General features: G+C 49.3%; 15 protein-coding genes. 10 read left to right on the top strand and 5 right to left on the bottom strand.

Annotated features, from left to right (window positions below; all coding sequences use genetic code 11):
- The first annotated feature begins 209 nt into the window (after window positions 1-209).
- Both AB4Z33_RS18950 and AB4Z33_RS18945 read left to right on the top strand, forming a co-directional pair.
- Window positions 210-989, top strand: a complete 780-nt coding sequence (locus tag AB4Z33_RS18950) for a gluconate 2-dehydrogenase subunit 3 family protein (protein WP_442051410.1) — start codon at window positions 210-212, stop codon at window positions 987-989.
- A 35-nt stretch (window positions 990-1,024) separates the two neighbouring features.
- Window positions 1,025-2,740 carry a GMC family oxidoreductase gene (locus AB4Z33_RS18945; RefSeq protein WP_442051409.1) on the top strand — a complete coding sequence of 572 codons (1,716 nt, stop codon included), beginning with the start codon at window positions 1,025-1,027 and terminating at the stop codon, window positions 2,738-2,740.
- 76 nt (window positions 2,741-2,816) lie between these two features.
- Here AB4Z33_RS18945 and AB4Z33_RS18940 read toward each other — a convergent pair whose 3' ends face one another.
- A complete protein-coding gene (locus AB4Z33_RS18940) occupies window positions 2,817-3,023 on the bottom strand; it encodes a twin-arginine translocase TatA/TatE family subunit (RefSeq protein ID WP_337104243.1) in 207 nt (68 codons plus the stop codon).
- Window positions 3,024-3,086: 63 nt separating this feature from the next.
- Complete coding sequence (tatC, locus tag AB4Z33_RS18935; RefSeq protein ID WP_442051444.1) at window positions 3,087-3,818, bottom strand: twin-arginine translocase subunit TatC; 732 nt, start codon at window positions 3,816-3,818, stop codon at window positions 3,087-3,089.
- A 290-nt stretch (window positions 3,819-4,108) separates the two neighbouring features.
- On the opposite strand from tatC, the gene AB4Z33_RS18930 reads away from it, so the two are divergent.
- Both AB4Z33_RS18930 and AB4Z33_RS18925 read left to right on the top strand, forming a co-directional pair.
- Window positions 4,109-5,038, top strand: coding sequence for a cation diffusion facilitator family transporter (locus tag AB4Z33_RS18930; RefSeq protein ID WP_442051408.1), 930 nt, complete (start codon window positions 4,109-4,111; stop codon window positions 5,036-5,038).
- A gap of 240 nt (window positions 5,039-5,278) precedes the next feature.
- Window positions 5,279-6,718, top strand: coding sequence for a serine hydrolase domain-containing protein (locus AB4Z33_RS18925; protein WP_442051407.1), 1,440 nt, complete (start codon window positions 5,279-5,281; stop codon window positions 6,716-6,718).
- Between the two features lie 142 nt (window positions 6,719-6,860).
- Here the strand turns inward: AB4Z33_RS18925 and AB4Z33_RS18920 are convergent, their stop codons facing one another.
- Complete coding sequence (locus AB4Z33_RS18920; RefSeq protein WP_442051406.1) at window positions 6,861-7,043, bottom strand: hypothetical protein; 183 nt, start codon at window positions 7,041-7,043, stop codon at window positions 6,861-6,863.
- 104 nt (window positions 7,044-7,147) lie between these two features.
- Between AB4Z33_RS18920 and AB4Z33_RS18915 the strand changes: the two genes are divergently transcribed.
- The 6 genes from AB4Z33_RS18915 (at window position 7,148) to AB4Z33_RS18890 (ending at window position 14,492) form a co-directional block, all read left to right on the top strand.
- Window positions 7,148-8,668, top strand: a complete 1,521-nt coding sequence (locus tag AB4Z33_RS18915; protein ID WP_442051405.1) for a spore germination protein — start codon at window positions 7,148-7,150, stop codon at window positions 8,666-8,668.
- A gap of 5 nt (window positions 8,669-8,673) precedes the next feature.
- Window positions 8,674-9,858 carry a Ger(x)C family spore germination protein gene (locus AB4Z33_RS18910; RefSeq protein ID WP_442051404.1) on the top strand — a complete coding sequence of 395 codons (1,185 nt, stop codon included), beginning with the start codon at window positions 8,674-8,676 and terminating at the stop codon, window positions 9,856-9,858.
- Entirely contained in the window at window positions 9,855-10,967 is a 1,113-nt protein-coding gene (locus AB4Z33_RS18905) for a GerAB/ArcD/ProY family transporter (RefSeq protein WP_442051403.1), read from the top strand. The genes AB4Z33_RS18910 and AB4Z33_RS18905 overlap by 4 nt, the downstream gene beginning before the upstream one ends.
- Before the next feature lie 123 nt (window positions 10,968-11,090).
- Window positions 11,091-12,971 (top strand): molecular chaperone HtpG, encoded by a 1,881-nt coding sequence (htpG, locus tag AB4Z33_RS18900; RefSeq protein ID WP_442051402.1) that lies wholly within the window; start codon window positions 11,091-11,093, stop codon window positions 12,969-12,971.
- A gap of 181 nt (window positions 12,972-13,152) precedes the next feature.
- The gene (locus AB4Z33_RS18895) at window positions 13,153-14,100 is read left to right on the top strand and encodes a helix-turn-helix transcriptional regulator (RefSeq protein WP_442051401.1); all 948 of its coding nucleotides are present in this window, start codon (window positions 13,153-13,155) and stop codon (window positions 14,098-14,100) included.
- Between the two features lie 140 nt (window positions 14,101-14,240).
- Window positions 14,241-14,492, top strand: a complete 252-nt coding sequence (locus AB4Z33_RS18890; protein WP_442051443.1) for a DUF7667 family protein — start codon at window positions 14,241-14,243, stop codon at window positions 14,490-14,492.
- Window positions 14,493-14,602: 110 nt separating this feature from the next.
- Here the strand turns inward: AB4Z33_RS18890 and AB4Z33_RS18885 are convergent, their stop codons facing one another.
- Entirely contained in the window at window positions 14,603-15,472 is an 870-nt protein-coding gene (locus tag AB4Z33_RS18885) for a DUF4358 domain-containing protein (protein ID WP_442051400.1), read from the bottom strand.
- Between the two features lie 70 nt (window positions 15,473-15,542).
- The gene (locus AB4Z33_RS18880) at window positions 15,543-15,749 is read right to left on the bottom strand and encodes a hypothetical protein (protein WP_442051399.1); all 207 of its coding nucleotides are present in this window, start codon (window positions 15,747-15,749) and stop codon (window positions 15,543-15,545) included.
- Between the last annotated feature and the right edge of the window lie 440 nt (window positions 15,750-16,189).

Genomic DNA, 16,189 nt, shown 5'->3' with positions numbered 1-16,189 from the left:
GTGAGTGGTCTGCTTTTATAATGACCCTTTCCATCAAATGAATATTCATGGATTGTTGGAAAATAATAAAAGGGATCAAGGTGAAACAGCTGACGCCGTCCATTGGCGGCGCAGTTCGTTTCATTCCGGAGAAATATAGGCGAATGTATAGGAGTGAAACGATATACTGTCCTATATTTCAAGAAATCAATTACCAGGAGGTGCAAGTATTGGTACAGAACGATCAACGGAAGGCAGTTAGCAATAAGACGGTGGACGGCAGCTCTAGACGCCGGTTTCTCGTTAACTCGGGTTATGCGCTAGGCGGTCTTGTCGTCGGTGGAGCATTAGGCACGCTTATTAAGCCGAAGACGACGGAGGAGACTACTCCGGGTAAGCCAAGCGGCGAACAGACGGCTACTCCGAAAAACTACAACCAGGCGCTCATGTTCTTCACTCAAGAGCAGTTCCAAATTGCCGATAGCGCGATGGAGCGTATATTTCCCGAGGATGACACCGGTCCTGGAGCTAAGTCGCTTGGCATCGCCTTTTTCCTCGATCACCAGCTTGCGGGGGAGTGGGGCTTCAACAGCCGGGACTATATGTCCCCGCCATTCTACGCAGGCGAGAAGGAACAAGGCTATCAGGGCCGCTTGAAGCGCCGCGAGATATTCGAGATCGGGCTTCGGGAGCTGGAGAACTATAGCCAGCAGCAATACCAATTGCGCTTCGTGAAGCTGACACCGGAGCAGCAGGATGAGGTGCTGAAAGCGTTCGAGGGCGATACGGTGAAGCTGACAACGATCTCTGCAAGCAGCTTCTTCAAAATGCTGCGAAGCAGTACGCTCGAAGGCGCGTACAGCGATCCGCTTTACGGAGGCAATGCCAATATGGGCGGCTGGAAGATGCGTAATTATCCGGGCAATCAGATGGGCTATCTCGATGTAATCGAAAAAGAATTTACGAAAATCGAGCCGAGCAGTCTACAAGATCATTTGGTGAGCCATTAACATCTGCGACTGCATATAGAGGAGGATTACATGATATGGCCAAGACATTACCGAAGACCGATGTTGTCATCGTTGGGGTTGGCTGGGGCGGCGGCATTATCGCCTCCGAGCTGACGAAGCAAGGCTTGAATGTCGTCGGTCTAGAACGGGGCAAAGAACGGAAGACCGAAGATTATTACATGGTTCATGACGAGCTGCGTTACGCCCTTCGTTACGAGATGATGCAGGATTTATCCAAGGAGACGATTACGTTCCGCAGTAACGAGAAAATCCGCGCATTGCCCATGCGGCAATACGGCTCGTTCCTGCTCGGAGACGGGCTTGGCGGCTCCGGCGTACACTGGAACGGGCAGACATACCGTTTCTTGCCGTATGATTTTCAAATTCGCAGCAAGACGATCGAGCGGTATGGGAAAAACAAAATCCCGGCCGAAATGACGATTCAGGATTGGGGAATTACCTACGACGAGCTGGAACCGTATTTCGACAAATTCGAGAAGACGGCCGGCATCTCGGGCGAGGAAAACCCGCTTGGCGGGAAACGAAGCAATCCGTATCCGACGCCGCCGATGAAGAAATCGCCCGCGATGACGATGTTCCATGAAGCGACTACCCGACTTAAGCTGAAGCCGTACATGATGCCTTCTGCCAATCTGTCGCAGGACTACACCAACCCGGACGGCATCTCGCGGGCGGCCTGCCAATATTGCGGTTACTGCGAGCGGTTCGGGTGCGAATATGGAGCGAAGGCCGATCCGGTCGTAACGGTTATCCCGGTAGCGAACAAAACAGGCAAGTTCGAGATTCGGACGCATTCCAACGTACGTCGTATTCTACATAAGGGCGGCAAAGCAACCGGCGTCATGTATACGGACGTAACGACAGGCGAGGATATTATTCAGCCAGCGGACATCGTTGTCATGACGAGCTATGTGTTCAATAATGTAAGACTGCTGCTTATGTCGAACCTCGGCAAGCCGTACGATCCTTCTACGGGAACGGGGGCAATCGGCCGCAATTACGCGTATCAGGTCATTAAGGGCAGCGCCGCCGGCTTCTTCGAGAAGCAGCAGTTCAATACATTCGCAGGCGCTGGCGCGCTTGGCGTATCGATCGACGATTACAATGGCGACAACTTCGACCATTCCGATCTTAAGTTCATCCATGGCGGTGTCATCTCGCTTAGCCAAACGGGGGCGCGGCCGATTCAGAACAATACGACGCCATCGGGTACGCCGTCATGGGGTGCGGACTTCAAAGCGAAGTCCGTCTACTACGCGAATCGAACGCTTGGTGTAGGCACGCAAGGTTCATCGATGGCGTACAAGCATCATTTTCTCGATCTTGATCCGACCTACAAGGATGCGTTCGGCGATCCGCTTATTCGCATCACCTTCGATTTCGAGGATCAAGATCGCGAGATGGCGAAGTTTCTAGCGGAGAAATGCTCGGGTATTTTGAAAGAAATGGGCGCGGATAAGATCGACTATTTGAAGGAGCTTGGGCCATACGAGATTATGAGCTACCAATCGACCCATAATACAGGCGGCGTCATCATGGGCGCTTCGCCTGCCGATTCGGCAACAAATAATTACTGCCAGATGTGGGATGCCGAAAATGTTTTCGTGATGGGGGCAAGCTCCTTCCCGCAAAATGCCGGCTATAACCCGACAGCTACGGTTGGAGCGCTCGCTTATCGCACGGCGGAAGGCATTATGAAGTACAGGGAGAAGGGCGGTATGCTCGTCTAAGTCCGCAAGCGAACATAAAGAAGAAGGCCGCTCTCGCAGCTACGCGGGAGCGGCCTTCTTATTGGCACGACGAAAGCTATAACAGCTTCTGCACGTCATCCTTGCTGCGATCCGAAGCTGAAGCGGCTCCGTCGTCATCCACGATGCCGCGCGTCGAGCTGCGGAATTCGCGCAGCGTATCGCCGAAGGCGCGTCCAAGCAGAGGAAGCTTGGCCGGGCCGAAGACAATCAGCGCGATGACGAGAATGATAACGAGCCCTGAAACGCCGATGTTGTTGAACATGTGAATACTCTCCTTTAGTGCATGCCTAAGCATGTCATGGAAATGGGCATTAATGGTCTATTCTTACGTTCCGGATGGGGCAGGGGCAATCCTTCTGGAGAATCGCCAGGAAACAAGTACGCTGATCTCGAATAGCAGCAGCAACGGTACGGTGACGGACAAATGAGAGACGAAGTCGGGCGGCGAGATGGACGCTCCGACAATAGCCAGACCAACATAAGCATATTTGCGTACGTTTCGCAGCCGCTGCGGTGTCAGCAGCCCAAGTCTTGTCAGAAACAAGATGATGAGCGGCATCTCGAAGGCGATTCCGAGCGGGAATACGACGCTGAACAGAAAGGTGAAATAACGATCGATGCCGTACGTTTCCACAGCACCGACGTTCTGGTTCATTCCGATCATGAACTTCAGCATCATCGGGAATACAAGGAAGTAACTGAATGAGATGCCCGTAAGGAAAAGCATGAATGATACGGGCACATAAGCCAGCGTTCCCCTCGCTTCCGACTCCTTCAGTCCGGGTTTTACGAATGCCCATGCCTGGTAGAGAAGGACCGGCAGCGTGAACAATAAGGCGAAGATGAAGGCGCAGCGCAAATAGATGAACAAGCCGTCCGTGAACGAGAAGACATTCCATTCGACTGCGCTGGCCGTAGGGCCCGACTTAATGTAACGGAGTATGCCCGGCGATACATACAAACCTCCGCTCATCGCGACGACGAAGCAGCCGAGCACGATCAGCAGCCTTTTGCGCAGCTCCGTTAAGTGATTGACCAGATCATCCTGTATATCGATAAGCTCACCCCGCTTTACATGCGTTCTATCGGTAAATTCGCTATGGCATTTTTAGGATAACCATTTCATAAGTCGTTATGCGCGTACGCGCTTTGTAATCCAATCTCGACAAGAAACGATAGAAGTTGCGCTGGAGCAACAAAGTTAGAGCCTTCAAAGTCTATTGTACAGCCTTAAAACTTCTTATTCGCTGCAAAACTGTTTCTCTAGACCCACATGAATGGTTGTTTGTATAATGGATCAGGTATTGAAAAAGGATAGACTAGGAACGCGGACAGAAGGAGATAGCGATGGAGAAGCCGAGCAGGCAAACGGGGACGACAGCAATCATAATCAGCCTGATTAGCAATCTGTTTCTAACAGCAATTAAACTAATTGTAGGCGTACTGGCAGGCAGCCAGGTACTAATAGCGGATGGCATACATAACGCAGGCGATGTCGTTGCTGCCGCAGCGGCATTGAGCGCAACCGTTATCGCCAAGAAGCCGCATGATTTCGATCATCCGTACGGACACGGGAAGGCAGAGGTAATCGGATCGGCCATCGTTGCCGTGATCATGCTAATTGCTGCTCTGTATATTGGGTATCATTCCGTGGAGTCGATGTTCCATCCAGCCGCGGAAGCGAGCTTCATTGCGCTGATTGCGGCAACGGTGTCGTTCATTTGGAAGCAGTGGCTGTACGTGTACTGCATTCGTCTTGGTCGTCGTACGAATAACAAGAGTCTGCTCGCCACGGCATACGACCACCTGGCCGACGTGTATGCCTCGATAGCTGCGGTTGTCGGTATTGGAGCGGGATTGATCGGCGATCATTACGGTATCACGATTCTTATGTATGGCGATCCGATCGCGGGATTGATCGTGGCGGCTTTGATCCTGAAGCTTGCGGCAGACATGGGACGCGAGGCTATCGATGTGCTTATGGACAAGATGGTCTCTTCGGAAAAGCTGGATCAGTATGAGGAGCTCGTCTTTTCCGTGACTGAGGTGAAGCGGATCGATCGGCTGCGCGCTAGGGAGCATGGACGATACATTATGATTGATGTTCGCGTAGGTGTGCCCGCCGAGCTGAGCATTCAAGAAGGACATGACGTTTCTAGAAAAATTAAATCGCTCATTATGGAGCAGCATGACGATGTGGAAGAGGTATTAATCCACCTGAATCCTTGGTACGAGGATGAGGGCGAGATGAAGCAGTCACCCCGCTTAAGCGAATAGCGGGCAGTGACTGCTTTTTTTATTTTAGCTAGATAACCGAAAAAAATAGCGATAGTCAATCGACACAGACAGATGCTACGATGGTTTAGAAGGCACCATTTTAAGGGAAAAGGTTGAGGTTATTAATGGTAGCTGAGGCATTCCTTATTTACGGCAGGCGTAATGACGCTCGGCTTTAGTTGATATTGAATAGCAGGAGTGGTTTCATTGGAACTGGCATGCGATTTTCCTGAAAATCATATGTTAAGCTCACGCGTTTTGCTTGATTTCTTGAATGAGGTTGAACGAAGAGAACTTGAAGTAAATAGCCTCGTATTGCTGCAGGACGGCAAAGCCACCACCCGTTTTTGGCGCGCTCCATATCGTGATGAATGTCCCCAATTGCTCTATTCGTTAAGCAAGAGCTTCACTTCGATAGCGGTCGGCATCGCTTGGGACGAAGGCTTGATCCGCCTAGACGATACGGTCATTTCGTATTTCCCGGATCGATCTCCGCCATTCGTCTCGGATAATCTTGCAGCTATGACGATCCATCATTTGCTGTCCATGAACGCAGGGCATGAGGACAATATTTATAACGCCGTAGCGGCGGAGCGGGATTGGGTTCGCGCCTTCCTCGCGCAGGAGGTTCAGCACAAGCCTGGCAGTTATTATCGATACAGTACGCATTGCACGTATATGCTTTCGGCAATCGTTGAGAAAGCAGCAGGACAAGGCCTCGTTGCGTTCTTGATGCCTCGTTTATTCATTCCTCTAAACATTCCAAAACCGGATTGGGAGACATGTCCGATGGGCATAACGGCTGGCGGAATGGGGCTGAGCCTATCTACCAGCAGCGTCGCCAAGTTCGGTCAAATGCTGCTGGACAAAGGCATTTACAGGGGGAGAAGAATCGTTTCAGAGCAGTATATTGAACTCGCGACAAACTTTCAAAGCGATAATAGCGGCTGGAGTGACCGCGTCGACTCCTCGCAAGGATACGGCTATCAGTTTCATTTGTGCCGCGGAGGCTGTTATCGGGGAGACGGCTCATTCGGTCAATTATGCTTCGTTGCACCTAAGCAAAGGCTCGTAATAGCGGTGACAGCAAGCTTCAAAAGCATGAACCGGTTACAGGAGCTGCTTGATCTGATCTATGCGTTTATTATTGATTCAATAGAAGCAAGCGGTACTTCCCTGCTTAACCGAAGCCATTATTCAGAATTGCAGTATCGCTTAGCTCAAATGGCGTATCCGCTCCAAGAGCTTCCGAACCATCGCGGTCAACAAATGAATTTACATAAACGCAGCTACCGAATCACGCGAGGGGCAAGCCACGATAACTATTTGCAGGATTCGAAGCGACCTCCCATACGGGTACAGTTCGAGCAAAACAAAGACGAGTTCGTCATGTTGCTTCATTTTTTGGAAGGCAAAGAGCGGCGTCTGAAATTCGATTTTAATAAAACACTGCATATTAAAGATATGTTTATCAAAGATCTGGCATGGCATGAGCAGCAAGTCGTGACCCATGCCCGCTGGGAGGGAACCGATAGTTTAATGCTTACTTTATTATATATTGAAACGCCCTATGTAGTGACCTATCGTGTTGTCATCGCGGAAGAGTCAATCTTGATACAGCATAAGATGAACGTATCATTGACCATGGAAGATTATGAGGTTGCTGGTGTGCTCGAATGATATGTTGGCTGCATACGATAGTAGCCTAATTAAGGCGCGAAGCTCATGCTTCGCGCCTTTGTCATGTTCCCTGCGGGCTTCGTATGGAAAAGGCGGATAATAATTCCTTCACCGTGGGAAAATATTTAGGGCGGGAACGAGATTAATGCTGTTGTTTCTTATGCTTGAGATAGCTGCGTAAAATCTCTTTCCCGCGCATCGCGTACCACACAATTAACGGCAGCAATATATTGATGCCGAGTACGACATAAACGATGACCCACATGAACCATTCCGTGTTAATGAGGTGAAGGTAGAKCCACGAGTGGTAGAAGTCGAGGTTCAAGCGTGCTKCTCCTTTCTGTAGCTCATTCGGATTTCTATAATTCGACCTCGTTATTGTAATCCAATGATTTACAAGATATACGATCAAGCTAGGAGGCGGCGATAGTGTCAGTTGCACAAGATAAGCTGAAAGGGCCTTTCGTGACATCTTTGTCGGCAAATGCAGCTTTGCTCGACGAGATTCTAGGGCAAAGCGAGGATATTCAAAGACGAAAGATCAACTTATGCGGCAATCGTGACCATCCGGCAATTTGCTGGTTTCTAGATGGGATGGTCGATACGTCGGTCATCGATATGATATTAAGKACACTGGTCGTGACCGGCAATGAGCTCCACTTGGACCCCGGCGATTATAAGACTGCCGAATCGGTCATCTCAAATTTTCTGTACAACGCATCAGCTAAGCAGTGTCCAAGCCTTGAGAGCGGGATATCGGGTATATTGTCGGGTGACACGCTTATCGTCGTTGATGGCTTGGATGAAGCTATTATCGTATGCACGAAGGGCTGGCAAGAGCGAAGCGTCGAGGAGCCGTCGTCTGAGAACAATGTGCGCGGCCCAAGGGACGGCTTCACGGAGAGCATTCGCATCAATACGACACAAGTTCGCAGGCGCATTAAAGATCCGAATTTGCGGATTAAAGGCATGGTTATCGGCACGCGTACCCGAACGGAAATAAATATCGCTTATATCGATGATTTGGTGAAGGAAGGCCTTGTCGATGAAGTGATGAAGAGGCTCGAACATATTCGTATCGACGCGATTCTGGAGAGCGGCAATATCGAGGAGCTGATCGAGGACTCGCCGCTGTCTCCTTTCAATACCATACAGAGTACCGAGCGTCCCGATAAGGTAGCTTCCGCATTGCTTGAAGGAAGAGTAGCCATATTCGTCGACAATACGCCTGTCGTTTTAGTTGTTCCGACCTTCTTCTGGCAATACTTTCAGGCGCCTGACGATTATTACAACCGGTACTGGGTAGGCACCTTCTTCCGACTTGTACGTTACATGGCTTTCATCATTAGCCTCACGCTTCCGTCCTTCTATGTCATGCTCGTCTCGTTCCATCATGAGATGATTCCTACTTCGCTGGCGCTGACGATAGCATCCGGCCGCGAAGTCGTCCCCTTCCCTGTGCTGCTGGAGGCAATCATTATGGAGCTTGCTTTCGAATTAATGAGGGAAGCGGGGCTGCGCATGCCGAAGCCTATCGGACAAGCGGTCAGTATCGTCGGCTCGCTCATTATCGGACAAGCTGCCGTACAGGCTGGACTCGTATCGCCGTTCATGGTTATTGTCGTGGCGATTACAGGCATATCATCCTTCGCAATCCCGAGCTATTCTTCGTCTCTCGCTATACGAATCGTGCGTTTCCCATTATTGCTCGCTTCAGGCTTGTTCGGCTTGCTTGGTTTCGCGACGATGTTCTTCGCGCTGCTGCTGCACGCGCTATCCATTCGCTCCTTCGGCGAATCGTTCATGACGCCTGCCAGTCCGTTCCGCCCGCAGGATCAACGCGATATGCTGCTTAGACTGCCGATATGGATGATGGATCAGCGGCCTGGCTTTGCGCAGGACAGCAAACGGATGGCTAATAATATGATGCCGCAGCCACCAGAGGAATGATAATAATGCAACGATTAATGAAGCGATTCCTAGTGATGATCGTCCTGCTGCTGCTTACTTCATGCATGGGACAACGGCAAATCAATGAGCTGGCGCTTGTGACGGCTGTCGGTTTAGATGTAGGAGAAGCACCGGGTTCAGTGAAGCTGTCGGTGCAGATTATCCGTCCTGCGGATGCGAGAGGGCAGACGGGCGCGCCGGCAGGCGGAACGGGAGAGCCGATCTATTCGGTCAGCAGCGAAGGGCGAACGATATTCGAAGCCATTCGCAACTTGGGGAGATTCACCTCCCGGAGAGTGTACTGGGCACATAATTTTCTCATTGTCATGAATGAGAAATATGCGAAACGAGGCATTTCGGATATGGTCGATTTCTTCACCCGCAATCACGAGTTGCGCATGAATACGTGGGTTGCTGTCACGCCTGACGAACCGGGCGAACTGATTTCCACGATTACAGGACTTGCAGTAGTGCCTGGCGAAGCGGTCGATCGGCTGTTTCGCGATAATGATGTTGTCGGACAGGCGCCAGGCACGAACATGATGATTTTGGAGGAGTCGTTTCTTAGCAGTTCCACTAACCCCGTCATTGCTAAGCTTACGCTTGTCCCGCGAGGCATCTCTAATAAGAAGCCCGAGCAGCACGGTTCGCTGATGCAAGTCGAACTGGCGGGAGCGGCAGCGTTCAAGGGAGACAGTATGGTAGGTTGGCTGAACGTGAAGGAGACAAGGGGACTGCTCTTTTTGCTAGAGCGGTTGAAGAGCGGAATCGAAGTCGTTCCTTGTCCGGATAAAAAGGGGTACATGTCGATAGAATTTGACGAGGCAGATTTGCAGGTGAAGCCGACGCTTAAGGACGATCGGCCATTTTTTCATATTCGACTGAAGTCGAAAGCGGATATCGTCGAGAACGGTTGTACCCAATCGGTTACCGTGTTGCGGAAAGAGATGGAGGCGCACCTGAAACAGCTGATGAAGGCTAAGATCGAGGATGTCATTGGGAAAGCCCAGAAGCAATACCACTCCGACTTCTTGAAGTTCGGCGACGTATTCCGTAATCACTACCCCATGGAGTGGAAGCTATTCAGTTCTAATTGGGACGAGATTTTCTCCGAAGCTGGGACGAGCATTGAGGTCCATACGACGATTAAGACGGCAGTGGTTAAGGCGGCCAGAAAGGGGATCAAATGACCAAAATTCAAATCTCGAACGGCATGTTCATCGCCATGATCGTCAATCTGATCTTCGTCAAAGCAATTGGCGTAACGGAAGGCGTGCTTGCGCGGAGCATTGGTCAAGATATGTGGATCGCTACGCTGATCGGAACCTTGCAAGGCATCGTCATAATGTACCTCACGTATCTCGCTATCAAGAAGACGCCTCATTTGGATTTTATCGGGCTCGGACAAGCTTTGCTTGGGAAATGGTTCGCCAAGATCGTAGCGCTGCTCATCTTCCTCTTCTACTTGGGGGCGATCGGTCCAGTCATGATAACGTTCGTCTATCATCTTCAGGAATATTTTTTGCCGGAAGCGCCTATCTCGCTGTTCGTCATTGCCTCGCTGCTTGTCGGTGCAATCGGCTGCTACTACGGGCTTGAAGTAATGGCAAGGCTTGCGCTCGTTGGACTGCTGTTTATATTCCTGCTAAACGTAATGATCATCATCGGTTCATTAAAAGAATTCGATATTCTAAACCTATTGCCGGTGCTGGAGCACGGGTTTCCGCGTACGGCTTTGGCCAGTTTGCAATTCGATTCGGACTGGGCCATGTCTACGATGCTGGCGGMGCTGTTGTTTCCTTTCGTCAAGGATGTGAAGAAGCGCGGCGGCATGCTGGGGATGGCGGGCATCGTTGTGAGCGGCGTTATGATTTCGATCTGGGCGATTCTAGAGGCGGCTGTGCTGTCTGCGGAAGTAACGAGCCAATATACGCTCGCATGCATGAAGCTTGCCCGCAATGCCCATATCGGTAACTTTTTGCAACGGTATGAAATGATTATGATCGCCTGCTATTCGTTGTCGATGCTGTTCATGGTCATGTTTTGCGTTTATGGTACATATGTCAGCGCAGCTCGAATATTTGGCCTTAAAAAAAGCAAAACGATGATTTTGCCTGCCAGCCTTATTCTCGGCATTTTCGGTTACTGGATCGTAGAGGATCACTTCCGTGCCATGGAATATTTGGAACAATATTGGCCGATAATCTCCCTGCCCATTGCCTTCGGACTTCCATTGCTGATGCTGGCGCTGCGGATGATGTTTGGCAAGAATCTGAAGAAGAAACAAGCTAACGCCTAGCTCGGAATTACCCCATTCGTATTGACATCGAAAAAGCAGTTATGGTATATAAAAGGAAGAATTAGCACTCTTATTGATTGAGTGCTAAGCGTAAAAGAAAGATTGGAAGGGAGCATTTCATTAATGACGAAGAAGCAATTTCAAGCCGAATCGAAACGACTGCTGGAGATGATGATTAACTCCATCTATACGCAGAGAGAAATTTTCCTCCGGGAACTGATTTCGAATGCCAGCGATGCGATTGATAAAATGTATTATAAAGCACTAGCCGACGACGGTCTCGTGTTCAACAAAGAAGATTACTTCATTAAAGTAACGGCGGACAAGGAGAGCCGTACCTTGACGATCTCGGACACGGGGATCGGCATGACGAAGGAGGACTTGGAGAACAATCTCGGCGTTATCGCGAAGAGCGGATCGCTTGCTTTCAAGAAAGAGAATGAAGCGAAGGACGGCCATAACATTATCGGTCAGTTCGGGGTAGGCTTCTATTCCGCATTCATGGTAGCCGATGAAGTTACGGTTGTTTCCCGCACGTTCGGCAGCGACGAGGCTTTTGTATGGCAGTCCACAGGAGCGGACGGTTATACGATTGAGGCAGGCGAGAAAGCAACGGTTGGTACAGATATTATTTTGACAATCAAGCCAAACACCGAAGACGACAACTATGATGAATTCCTCGAAGAGTATCGCCTTCGCTCCGTTATTAAGAAATATTCGGACTTCATTCGTTATCCGATTAAGATGGATATCAAGGGCTCGCGTCCGAAGGAAGGCAGCGAGAACGAGTTCGAGGAGTACCAAGAGGAGCAGACCGTCAACAGCATGGTGCCGATCTGGCGCCGCAACAAAAACGAACTGACAGCCGAGGACTACGAGAACTTCTACTTCGAGAAGCGTTACGGCTTCGACAAACCGCTTAAGCATATCCATGTGAGCGCGGATGGCGCAGTCGTGTATAATGCGATTCTATTCATTCCGGAGAACACGCCATTCGATTATTATACGAAGGAATACGAGAAAGGGCTTGAGCTCTATTCCAACGGCGTACTTATTATGGACAAGTGCGCGGACCTGCTGCCGGACTATTTCAGCTTCGTGAAAGGGATGGTCGATTCCGAGGACCTGTCGCTTAATATTTCCCGCGAGCTGCTGCAGCATGACCGCCAGTTGAAGCTGATTGCCAAGAATATTAAGAACAAGATCAAGTCGCAGCTCCAAAGCTTGCTGAAGGAAGAACGCGAGAAGTATGAAAGCTTCTACAAGTCTTTCGGCAGACAGCTTAAGTTCGGCGTATACAATGATTATGGCATGAACAAGGATGACCTGCAGAACTTGCTGATGTTCTACTCTTCCAAAGAGAAGAAGCAAGTCACACTGGATGAGTACATCTCCAGAATGCCGGAAGATCAGAAGTACATTTACTACGCGACTGGCCCATCGATCGAACGCATCGAGAAGCTTCCGCAGACGGAGCTTGTTTCCGACAAAGGTTACGAAATCCTGTACTTCACCGACGATATCGATGAGTTCGCAATCAAAATTATTGCGAAATACAAGGACAAAGAGTTCAAGTCCGTATCGAGCGGCGACTTGGGCATCGAGGCCGATGTCAAGGACGAGAAGAACGAAGCGGAAGAGAACGACAGCAAGGAGCTGTTCGCTTACATGCAGAGCCTGCTGACGGACAAGGTGAAGCAGGTCAAAGCTTCGAAACGTCTGAAATCCCATCCGGTGTGCTTGTCCGCTGAGGGCGAGGTTACGATTGAGATGGAGAAGGTGCTCCAAGCGATGCCTAGCGGCCAAGATGTGAAAGCAGACAAGGTGCTGGAGATTAACGTGAATCACGAAATCTACGCGAAGCTGAAGTCAGCGTTCGAAACCGACAAAGAGAAGCTGGGCCTGTACACAAGCCTGCTCTATAATCAAGCGCTTCTCATCGAAGGCTTGCCGATCCAGGATCCGGTCGAATTCACCAACGATATGTGCAAAATCATGGTTTAACATAGCTTAGTCCAAATGCCTCAATCTTAGCTGCTGCAGCGAGATTGGGGTATTTGTTTTTTCTGTTGCAATAACAGTCTGCAAGATATTGTTCTCTTTCGGTAATTAGCATTTTTTCCCACGGCATTCATAGACTGTATGCTAGAATAGGTTATGAATCTGATAGAACGAGGAGATCAGTATGGTAGATAAAATCATTCGAGTGTTCAATATGATTAACGCGATTCAGACGAACCCCGGTATTACAGCCGCTGATCTAGCGCTGAAATGCAATGTTACGATTCGAACCGTATATCGCGATTTGGAGCTAATCGATCACATCGCACCATTGACTAACGACGGCAGAGGAACGGGGTACCGATTTCTAGGCAAGTTTTTTATGTACCCGTTGGACTTCTCGGAGCAGGAGTCGCTTGTTTTCTCGTTGCTCCCCTCAGTGCTGGATAAGGATAAACTTCCACCCGGCTTCGATACGGCTTACGATAAAGTGATGGCGACGCATAAGAAGGAGAAGTCGCAGCAGAACAGCATGATGGAGAGCATAGCCGACATCATTCAGATGGGTACGCCGGCTTATCGCAAGGAGAGCAAAAACCTGCTGCAGCCGATTCTTCAAGCAGCACTCGAGCAGCGGTCTATCGACACCGTCTATCATACGCAATCTCGCAACGAAACGACGGAGAGGCGAATCGACCCGTATTATCTCGTGCCGCGCGATCAACGTTTTTATATGATTGGTTATTGCCATTTGAAAAAGGATATTCGTACGTTCCGAGTTAGTCGGTTCATGAATGTCGCGTTAACCGACCAAAGATTCGATAAGAGCCGATTCAACATTCGGAAATATTTGAAAAACACGTGGTCGATCGATCGCGGCGACAAAAATACAGTGTTCAAGGTACGCTTCTCGGCTGAGATAGCGAGGTACATCAAGGAGGAGGAGCTATTCGTGCAACCGCGCATGAAGGATCTGCCGGATGGCTCACTCCTATTCGAAGTGACAGTGAACAATGAAAAGGAATTTATGAAGTGGGTATTGCAATACGGACCGGCGGCCGAGGTTATCGAACCGCAATCAGCGAGAGACGCCTTGAAGCAGCAATTGCACGCGTGGACGGATATGTACTAACTGCTGTTAAGTCAGTCTTTTATGAACGAATGTGCGAGTACGGTTTGCCGACACTTGAAAACGGAAATAATAGGGGCAATCACCTGTGTACATACAACGTAGCTCGGTGAGAACATGCAACAAGAAGGAGGCGATGCGCTCTGATCGGCATACATCCCGTACATCGCCGTCTCGCGGAGCTTACGCACAAAGCAAAGCGGCTTGGTGGGTATCATATTCTCACGCAGGCAGAGAAGCTGGAGCTTGACCATTGCTTAGCCGTTAATTTTGATTTGGTGTTCAAGCTGGATTGTTTGAAGTCGCTTGCCTTTGTTGCTCACGATAGCGGGGACATGGAATGGCAGCAGGACATTTGCGTCAAGATTGAACAAGTGGAGTCTAAGCTGCTTTAATAGTTAGACGAAGACAGGAGAGCCGTAAGGCTCTTTTTGTTTTAGAGTAGCCTTATTAGCAAAAGCAAAAGCTCTGGCATAATGGCCAGAGCCTTGTTCGTTCATTGAGCTTATTTGAAAAAGTCGTTGAAAATGGTCGCAATCGTTTTTTGGTCATGCGATATGGAGAACAGAACGTAATTGCCGTTGCGAATGATCTGATAGTTTTTTGCATCCTCGTATTGATCTTGCAAGTACGTTTCGAATGTTTTGATAATGCTGGCTGCGCGGTTGTCGAACGCTTCTTGCACAGTAGCGTAGTCCTTATCAGTCTTAAGCTTCACGACAACAAGCTCAGTTGCTTTAACATTCATCATGGCTTGCTTGAATACGCCATCGGTTAGAAGCTTTTCGGGATCAATACCGTAAATGTCCTTAACGAGCTCGCCTTCTGCTGTTGCGAGAGGTCCGAATTCAATGTCTGTTGTGATTTTGGCAATGATATCGGAAACGCTAACAGATACTTCGGGCTTCTCCGTTGGCTTTGGTTTCGGTGTAGCGACTGGCTTCTGTGTTGGCTTAGTCGTTGCGCTTGGTTTATTTGTCGGCTTAGCCGTAGGTTTAGCAGTTGGTTTGGCTGTCGGTTTGGCAGTTGGCTTCGCTGTCGGCTTGGCCGTTGGTTTAGCCGTTGGGCTAGTTGCATTCTTTTCCACTGCCGGTGTTTCCGTCGGTTTATCAGTAGCAGTTCCCAGCTCCGGTGCGTCAGAAGCAGGTGTATCGCTTTCGGAGCTAGATGCATCCGAATCGGGCGCGTCCGATGCTGTGTCGTTTGCCGCTCCATTACTGTTGGAATTCGATTCGGTCACTGCACTGTTGCTGCCTTTGTTGCTGTTGTTGGCGTTCGCCGAATCATTGGAATTCGTACCGCAGCCTGCCATAACAATGGAGCATGCGATAATGATCGCTGTAAGCTTGGTCCATTTCTTGCTGTTGTAAGTCATTATGTAGTCCCCTCGCAGTTTTTTTCAACAACTAGACGGCGAGCGTGGACAAAAGGTTGCATTCATTTTATTACTCGCTTGCAGGTTCGTTTGCAAGTTCATGTTCTAGGCGGAAATCATCTGTCTTGCCGCTTTCATCCCAGATCTCCACGAATAGGGCATCGCAATTGTCGAAGTCCTCAGGTTTGAAGGAAAGAGCTTTCTCCTCATCTGTACCTACATATACATTCTCCATACCGTCTTCTTCATTAAAAGAAAGAATAACAAAAATCTTCATCGTTTATGCCTCCAAAGCTTTATATTTGCTTTGCAGTATATCACACGTCGGTGGTTTGTTCCTATATCATGAAAGCTCATATGGGTTAACTATATTGCAGAAAAGCAATCATTTGTTTCGTGGGGAGTTGAAATTCAGGAAAGAAAGTATTAAAATGAGAAAGGCGAAATGAACGATTCAATTGATTTTGCTTCAGGTTAAAAAAGTTTTTAAAAAAGCTTGACCAAACAGGACAAGCCATGGTATATTCTATTTCTGGCCGAGAGAAACACACGGTCGACACGAAAGAAAAGATTGTTCTTTGAAAACTGAACAACGAGCGAAACTGCCAGTTAAGAAGCTTCGGCTTCTGACTAAAAGCAATAAAAAGTTTTTGAGCAAGTCAAACACCTTTATGGAGAGTTTGATCCTGGCTCAGGACGAACGCTGGCGGCGTGCCT

It is taken from the genome of Paenibacillus sp. 2TAB19, from assembly GCF_052115185.1.
GTDB lineage: Bacteria > Bacillota > Bacilli > Paenibacillales > Paenibacillaceae > Pristimantibacillus.
Note: the sequence above shows the minus strand (reverse complement) of the source record. Positions and strands in the feature narration are given on the sequence as shown.